This is a genomic window from Streptococcus sp. 10824 (genome assembly GCF_013276595.1).
GTDB lineage: Bacteria > Bacillota > Bacilli > Lactobacillales > Streptococcaceae > Streptococcus > Streptococcus pseudopneumoniae.
On sequence record NZ_VMLH01000051.1, the window covers coordinates 1 to 6,789 of the forward strand.

The 6,789-nt window shown below is 41.0% G+C and carries 5 protein-coding genes and 1 pseudogene; 4 read left to right on the forward strand and 2 right to left on the reverse strand.

Going from position 1 to position 6,789, the window contains the following annotated elements:
* Window positions 1-119: pseudogene (locus tag HT701_RS04920) on the forward strand (amino acid ABC transporter substrate-binding protein); the annotation flags it as partial.
* Here HT701_RS04920 and HT701_RS11440 read toward each other — a convergent pair.
* The gene (locus HT701_RS11440) at window positions 97-282 is read right to left on the reverse strand and encodes a chlorohydrolase (RefSeq protein WP_078929755.1); all 186 of its coding nucleotides are present in this window, start codon (window positions 280-282) and stop codon (window positions 97-99) included. The pseudogene HT701_RS04920 and the gene HT701_RS11440 sit on opposite strands and share 23 nt — an antisense overlap.
* 22 nt (window positions 283-304) lie before the next feature.
* Between HT701_RS11440 and HT701_RS04930 the strand changes: the two genes are divergently transcribed.
* The 3 genes from HT701_RS04930 to HT701_RS04940 are packed head-to-tail and all read left to right on the forward strand — an operon-like array spanning window position 305 to window position 2,497.
* Window positions 305-997 (forward strand): amino acid ABC transporter permease, encoded by a 693-nt coding sequence (locus HT701_RS04930; protein WP_004256697.1) that lies wholly within the window; start codon window positions 305-307, stop codon window positions 995-997.
* A gap of 3 nt (window positions 998-1,000) precedes the next feature.
* Complete coding sequence (locus HT701_RS04935) at window positions 1,001-1,723, forward strand: amino acid ABC transporter permease (protein WP_000362517.1); 723 nt, start codon at window positions 1,001-1,003, stop codon at window positions 1,721-1,723.
* 9 nt (window positions 1,724-1,732) lie between these two features.
* Complete coding sequence (locus tag HT701_RS04940; protein WP_050207582.1) at window positions 1,733-2,497, forward strand: amino acid ABC transporter ATP-binding protein; 765 nt, start codon at window positions 1,733-1,735, stop codon at window positions 2,495-2,497.
* Between the two features lie 75 nt (window positions 2,498-2,572).
* On the opposite strand, the gene spuA is transcribed toward HT701_RS04940, so the two are convergent.
* Entirely contained in the window at window positions 2,573-6,436 is a 3,864-nt protein-coding gene (spuA, locus tag HT701_RS04945) for an LPXTG-anchored pullulanase SpuA (RefSeq protein ID WP_172931270.1), read from the reverse strand.
* Window positions 6,437-6,789 lie beyond the last annotated feature (353 nt).

Consider the following 6,789-nt stretch of genomic DNA (forward strand, 5'->3'; position numbering starts at 1 on the left):
AGAAGTTTGCTAAAGAGTATGAAAAAGCGATTAAAGAATTAAAAGAAGATGGAACTCTAGCTAAACTTTCTCAAAAATACTTCAAAGAAGATGTTTTTAGCTACGTTGATAGAGATTAGATGAGCAGTCAGGCGTGTTATACTCTTCGAAAATCTCTTCAAACCACGTCAACGTCGCCTTGCCGTAGGTATGGTTACTGACTTTGTCAGTTCTATCCACAACCTCAAAACACTGTTTTGAGCAATCTGCGGCTAGTTTCCTAGTTTGCTTTTTGATTTTCATTGAGTATTAGAAAGAGGTTTACATGGTTTCATATGACTTTTCAAGAGTGTTCCAATTTTTACCCACCTTATGGCAGGCTCTTCCGATGACCTTGTCCATTCTCTTTTTTACTACAATCCTTGGTTCCCTTTTCGGTGGCTTACTGGCTTGGGCTCAAGTGGGAGAAGACAAGACTTTTGCAGGTCTTTCTAAGGGCTATATTTTCACTCTTCGCTGTACTCCCCCCATTGTCTTACTGTTTTTAGTTTTTTATGGTTTACCTGAATTTTTAAAATGGTGGCTGAATTTAGATATCAACAACTGGTCTAAGACGGTCTTCGTCTTATTCACCATGGTCTTGCTATTTGCGGCTATCATTGCAGAAGTATTTAAGGCGTCCTATCAGGCAATTCCCAAAGGTCAGATGGAAGCTGGAGTCAGTATTGGTCTGACCCCTAGTCAGACATTTTGGAGAATCATTTTTCCTCAGGCTTTTCAAGTGGCTCTTCCAAATATGACGACCGCTATTCTAAATTTGATGCGGGACGCTGCCCTAGCCTATACGATTGGTTTTGTGGATGTCATGGGAGCTGGGAATCTCTTAATCAGTCGCAATTTGGGGAATTACTCTCTTGAAACCTATACAGCGGTTGCCATCCTTTATTGGGGTGTAGCCTTGGCTGTTTCCTTCTTGAGTCGCTTGTTAGAAAAATCTTTGGAAACGAAAGGGAGATAGGATATGGATTTAGACTATATTGCGAAAACTTTTTTAGAGACCTTAAAAGGGGTGCCAACCACCTTAATCATTATGATTGTAGCCATGGTCTTAAGTTTTGGACCAGCCTTGTTTTTAGCTCTGGGACAAATATATAAAGTCAAAGGTGTTCGAACTTTCTCTCTCGTGTATTTAGCTTTTATAAGAGCAACACCTCCGATTTTGCTGATTCTTTTCTTTTATAGTTTGTTTCCGAGTTTGCTCAATCAATTTCTCAAAAGCATAGGGAGTGATGTTGATATCTTTAAACTCAATCCGATCTATTATGCTTTTATTATCTATAGTTTGATGACAACAGGTAGTTTATCAGAAATCTTACGTTCGGCTATTTTGACTGTGGATAAGGGACAATTAGAAGCTGCACAAGCGATTGGTTTAACCACTAGTCAGGCTTATGTGAGGATTGTTTTTCCACAGGCCTTGCAATCAGCCTTGCCCAATCTGGCTAATCTAGTCATAAATATTGTAAAAGGAACCTCTTTGGTCTTTGTGATGACCATTAAGGATATTACAGCCATTGCCCGTGTTGAAGCGTCTTATGGTTATCAGTATTTTGAATCCTATTTTGTGATCTTTTTACAGTACATTCTTATTTGCGGATTGATTCAATGGGGCTTTTCAATCTTAGAGAAACGCTATATTCAAAGAAGAAAGGGACAAGTAGTGCCCAGTACAGGTTTAGCATAGGAGGAGACAATGTTACAAGTAGAACATGTTGCAAAAAAATTTGGAGACAGACAAGTCCTGGAAGATGTTAATCTCAAGGTCAACCAAGGGGATGTGGTTGTAATATTGGGGCCATCTGGATCAGGTAAAACGACTTTTCTCAGATGTCTCAATCATTTAGAAAAAGCCGATAGTGGCTCTTTGAAGCTTGCTGATAAAGAATACGATCTTGGCAAATTGACCAAAAAAGATATTTTAGAAATTCGCCAGAAGACCGCCTTTGTTTTTCAACATTATAATTTATTTGCTAATAAAACGGCCTTGGAAAATATTTTGGAGGGCTTGATTATTGCTCGGAAAATTCCTAAGGAAGAAGCCATCAAACGTGCGGAAGCTGCCTTAGAAAAAGTTGGTTTACTAGCTTATAAAGCTTACTATCCCTCTCAGCTTTCTGGAGGCCAGCAACAACGAATCGGTATTGCGCGTGCCATTGCTGTGAAACCAGAGGTCATTTTATTAGATGAGCCAACATCGGCCTTGGATCCAGAGTTGGTAGGGGATGTTTTAGATGTTTTAAAACAGTTAGCTAAAGAAGGAGTTACTATGGTAGTAGTGACTCATGAGATGGGTTTTGCTAGAGATGTAGCCAATCATGTTATTTTTATGGACGGTGGGAAAATTGTTGAAGAAAATAATGCCCATGATTTCTTTAGTCGTCCAAAAGAAGAACGAACCAAGCAATTTTTGGCACGAATACTCTCGGATGCGACCTATAGTGTAGAATATATGATTTGATAGATAGGCTTATCAGGGCAAAAATCAATCCCCCGAGCGTTAAGGCTTGGGGGATAGTTCTATAGGAGGGCTAGTTTAGTTCTCTTTTTTATTTTTTAGTAAGAAACCGAGACCAAGGAGCGTAAGGAGGCTGATTCCTGCAAATAGGAGTTTGTTTTCGTTTTTGATTCCTGTATTTGGAAGTTCAGCTTGTTTATCTGGGGTTGCAGGTATATTTTCCTTGCTAGAGCTTTCTACCGATTCGTTTCGAACCGCTTCTTTTACAGATGATGCTTGTGCTTCTTGTGCTGGTTGTTCAGCTTGTGAATCAGTTGTAGCTTGGCTAGGTTTATTTTCTGAATCAGCTACTGTTGCAGATGGTTTAGTAGAATCAGGTCTAGCTTCTGGAGCTGGATCTTGATGTGCAGGGTGAGAAGCTTCATTTTGATGTTCAGGCTTGGAAGGGGTTGAGTCTGGTTTCTCTTCTGCAGTTGATTCATGGCTAGTTCCATTTTGAGATACTCGAAGAACAGTAGCTGTAAGGGCATTCAATTTCAAGCCTTTTTCAGTCCATTCAAGTCCTTGAGGGTTGGCAATTCCGACTGGCCCTGCTTGGTTTTCATCTGCCAAAACTTCAGCATTTCTGAGGTGGGCAAAGGCAGTTCCCAAGTTAAATTCGCGAGCTTTTTCGTCCGCATTGACAAAGACTGCGTAGATATCACCGTTTGGAGCAGTAATTTGGTAGCCAATTACTACATCCTCTTTTTCTACACCATTTTGACCTGGGACAGTGATGAGGTGGACACGGTCTTTGATATCTTGGAGACTCTTAAGTCGGAAGGCATCTGTAGATTGACGAAGGGCAATCAACCCTTTCATATAGTCACGGCTCTTGACATTTTCAGGATATGCTTTTCCATCTGTAGCCTTAGTCCAGTCAAACTTGTTAATAGCATCACTCGAATCGTAAGAGTCATGGATGAAGTAAGGATAGTCAAATGGATTGCCATCCTTATCACGCAACAAGTGAGATTTGTTTGGTTGTTTATCCTCTGCTACTGGAGTCTTGTAGGCCGGGTCACGGAATTGTTTGGTACGCCCGTATTCCTGACCAGAGTGGATAAACGGAGTTCCTTGAGCTGTCAAGACCATGAGGTTTCCAAGTCGCAAACGACGGTGGATTTCAGCATAGTTCTCAGCCTTGCTTGGGTCTTTTTTGATAGACTGGGCAATGATGTCAAAGAGGGTCAAGTTATCATGGGCTGCGATGTATTGGATGACATCTCCAGGACTGTCTGCTTCAAAGTTGGTTGGTTGAGCAATGAGATTTTTGAAGATAGTGTTGATATCACGCTTGCCACCTGTGATAAAGGCAGGTTGACCTTCGTTTGGATAACCAGACTTGAGGTTGTTACGGATGTCATCTGAGAAGACAGCGACAGTATCGGTATGTTTCATCCAATCTTGGTCAGCAGCTTTAGTAGGCATATTTTCATCACCAGCATAGGTTCTCCAACCTTCACCAAGCATGATTAGGTTTGGATTGAGGGCGCGTGCAGCCTTGTAAGCTTCTTCGATAGAAGCGGCGTCATGGTCTCCCATCATATCGAAACGGAAGCCATCCACTTTGTAGGTATCAACTAGATATTTGATAGAGTCAACTAGGATCCGTTTGCTCATATGGTGGGTTGTCCCCAAGCGTCCACCACCAAAGCTAGTTCGAGGTGTCCCATCAGCATCCATAAAGTGGTAGTAGTTTGGTTCTAAATCTTCAAAGAGATCGACTTTGGCTGTATGGTTATAAACTACGTCTAGGATAGCTCCCATGCCACGTTTGTGGATTTCGTTGATGAGGTTTTTAAATTCTGCGATTCGTTTTTCTGGATTCTTAGGATCGCTTGAGTACATACCAGTCAATGAGAAGTAGTTTTGAGGGTCATATCCCCAGTTGTAGTTGCTGTTGCTTGAAGCATAGTCAGACAAGCGTTCATGATTTTTCAATTCATTGACAAAGTAGTAAGATAAGACTGGAAGGAGCTGGATGTGGGTCACACCTAAGTCTTTGAGATAGTCTAGTTTTTCGATAAAGGCTTCAAAGGTACCAAATGGTTTAGTCAAATCTTTTGCGATGGCAGGATCTGAAGTGAAGTCACGCACATGAGCTTCATAGATGACAGCATCTTCGCGCGATTTAAAGTTGCGAATCTTACCATAAGTCAAGTCCTGAGGTCCTAGTTTGGCTGGATCTACAAAGGCAGCTTTAGCCACTTTATGGGCATCATCGATCTTGGCATCGTCACTATTCCAAGCAGCGAGAGATTTAGCGTAAGGATCGAGTGCAAGAACAGTTTTACCCTGACGCTCGATTTGGTATTGATAATAGTATCCAGTGAAATCGGTGATTCCGAGTTTGTTTGTGCTGTCTAGAGTTTGTTTCCAAGTTCCTCTTTCCCCTTTTTCAAGAGCGACAGTTCCAACTACTTTGTCAGGGTCATTCTTGTCGTAGACAACGACAGAAACCTTATCAGCACTTGGTGACCAGAGGGTCAAATCAACTTGTTTTCCTTCTTCTTTAAGATCAGCTCCAAGTTTACCATCATAGCTGTAAGCCTCATCTTTCAGGCGCCAGCTTGTTTTGGTAGTGAATTGGCCGGAATTGTAGCTAACAGTATATGGGTGTTTTGTGTCAGAGAAATCTCCGCTGTAGGTCACTTTTTTACCAGCTTCATCTATTGCAACATCGGTGATAGCTACTTTATTTCCTAGGTGATTAGTGATGTTGGAGTGTTTGAGGATATCCTCTTTTTTAGCACCGACAAGTGTTGAAAAACTACTTTCAATGCTAGAAGTTCCTACGTGTTGGGCACCTGTCATACGGATATCATGGACATAGTATGGATTTGTGTAAATTGATTCGTCATCGTCTTTTAGGAAAATTTGGCTATGATTTTTCAAATCTGTGAATTTATAATCTTCTTTACGGATTTTCACGTCGTCTCCTTGTTTGCTCTCATCTAGTAATAAAAATCCAAATTCTCTTGCGGCTTCATTAAGAGGAATGTCGATATAGCGGCCATATTTGCCTGTAGCCGTAAAGTCTGTTCCGTCAGGCCATTGAGCGCTACTTGGATTTTTCACATCTCCCCAGTACCAGAGAGATTTCTTGTCATAGTTGCCATCTGTGCGGTAGTAGCTGACGCGAACAGTTCCTGCAGGCTGTGGCTCGTAAGAGAAAACCTTGTAATCTTGGTCTAACCAAGCCTCGTTCATTTTTGGAACTAGTTTTTCTATAGATTTATCGCCGGTTAGATTTTTTCCAGCTGTATTGTTGATGAGGAAGCTAATTTTCTTGGCTTGTTCTCCCTTTAATTTGACATCTAGGTAATAGCCGTAGTCGTCTTTTTTAGCATCCTTAAAAGACAGGGCTCCGTTTGGCCAGTTTTCAGATGGTTTTTCAACATCGTCCCAAGTCCATAGTCCTTGAGCATCCTTGTTTTCTTCAGGAAGTTTTTTGACATGGATACGGAAGTAGTTGTCTTCGATGGGTTCTTCTGCCTTAGTTTCAGTTGCTACTGGACTAGTAGAAGTAGTTGGCTCATTTGAACGATCTTGTCCAGTTTGTGGTGCTGAATCGGCTGGGCTTGCAACAGGAGTTGTTGGCTCTGTTGCAGGTTTTTCTTCTTTTTTCTCTAGGGAAGCGTTTGCATTATTAGGTGAAGAAATATCACTTTCTTTCTTACCAGTGCTCGTTGCTGTATCAGTAAGAGGTTGGGCAAGGGCAGTAGTAGTTTCACTATTACTTGCGTTAGTGGTTGGTGTACTTTCGTCGGCTGAGATAGTTGGCGTAGCCATAGCAAGTAGGACAAGGCTTGCGCCGATAAGGACAGAACCAGTTCCATTTTTGAGGGAACGGATGCTGTAGACCATTTTTTTCTCAGTGTGAGTTGGTGTTTTTCTCATAATGATTCTCCAATCAATAAATTTTTATACCAGTATAGCATGCAGTAGGAAATAGTGCAAGCGTTTTCTTTGGTTTGTCAAAGAAATTCTTACTTTTGAGAAGTTTTCCGTATTATTTTATATATCAGTATAAATAATGGAAATAATACTCAATGAAAATCAAAGAGCAAACTAGGAAACTAGCCGCAGGCTGTACTTGAGTACGGCAAGGCGACGTTGACGTGGTTTGAAGAGATTTTCGAAGAGTATAAAAATGTCACATAAGACAAGACGTATTATTAGGAAGAGGATGTGTTCCCAGCTATTTTTATTCAGAAATTAATCTCTAATATTTCTTTAAAAAGTTCATCTAG

Coding starts and splice junctions, on each gene's coding strand:
- HT701_RS11440 (WP_078929755.1), bottom strand. CDS start 282: ATGAAAATCAAAAAGCAAACTAGGAAACTAGCCGCAGATTGCTCAAAA.
- HT701_RS04930 (WP_004256697.1), top strand. CDS start 305: ATGGTTTCATATGACTTTTCAAGAGTGTTCCAATTTTTACCCACCTTA.
- HT701_RS04935 (WP_000362517.1), top strand. CDS start 1,001: ATGGATTTAGACTATATTGCGAAAACTTTTTTAGAGACCTTAAAAGGG.
- HT701_RS04940 (WP_050207582.1), top strand. CDS start 1,733: ATGTTACAAGTAGAACATGTTGCAAAAAAATTTGGAGACAGACAAGTC.
- spuA (WP_172931270.1), bottom strand. CDS start 6,436: ATGAGAAAAACACCAACTCACACTGAGAAAAAAATGGTCTACAGCATC.